Genomic DNA, 914 nt, shown 5'->3' with positions numbered 1-914 from the left:
TTCGCATAAACATCTCAATACAACAACCCGTGTTCAACATAGGGACGGAAAACTCCGTCTGGAGGCAAATTTCCACTGTCTTGTCTCTCGGTGACGTCCACAAAATCGCGTTGTGAAAGTCGCTTCTTTCAGTTAATAAATTATGGAATCTTCAGACGTTCGCTAGAAAAGGCGTATACGGGTTGCGTATGGGGATCGGCACACCTGAACAATACTTTTGGTCTCACATGGACACGGCCTCCCATGAGTTTTGGGTTGTGGACCAGGACTGTAACTAGTTAGTTATTCAGTCTCTTTTTATCGATCTTGGTGAACTTGCCGCATTTTTGTATCCATATGCCCGTTCATTACTACAAATTTTGCATGATTATTCTCATTACTCAAGAATTTATCATATGAACATTTTCTATAACCTAATTTATCATCATGCAATGAACATGAAAAAATGCACTTACTCAGTGAGTCATGTGTTATTGATAACAATGAAACAATCGTGAAGAACACAACACAACATAACATAGCATGACTCTATCGCATAGCAACAGGCCTGCACGATGAACAGTTCACACGATATCGCAATGATTGGTTCAGCAATGTTGATGCGCGGTGTCGAAATGCTCTATTTCCATATGAATTTAAAAGCATTAAAACGCAACAAGTCGCAATGAGTCATTGATCAAAACTGGAGGTGAAATTTAATCATTTTATAACGATTGATCAACGTTAAGTGTGATCGATCCGACTGCCCCGTAATGATTGGGGACGTTCACTTTTTTTCACATGGTTGCACTGCATGTTATGTTTCGGGTGAGGAGAAATTCAACAAGGCTTTGCCAGAAAATGTCGAATACAAGTGCAGAGTGGCGATGCAATACGCCTATTGAGGTGCACTAGAGAATGGTGCAAGATACGGC

General features: G+C 40.6%; 1 protein-coding gene. It reads left to right on the top strand.

What is annotated here, in order from left to right:
- Positions 1-188 precede the first annotated feature (188 nt).
- The gene (locus ET526_RS22680; protein ID WP_408869783.1) at positions 189-278 is read left to right on the top strand and encodes a pepsin-like aspartyl protease; all 90 of its coding nucleotides are present in this window, start codon (positions 189-191) and stop codon (positions 276-278) included.
- Positions 279-914 lie beyond the last annotated feature (636 nt).

It is taken from the genome of Crenalkalicoccus roseus, assembly GCF_004761865.1.
Taxonomy (GTDB): Bacteria; Pseudomonadota; Alphaproteobacteria; order Acetobacterales; family Acetobacteraceae; genus Crenalkalicoccus; species Crenalkalicoccus roseus.
The sequence above is the reverse complement of the archived record's forward strand: the minus strand, read 5'-3'. Positions and strand labels throughout refer to the sequence as shown.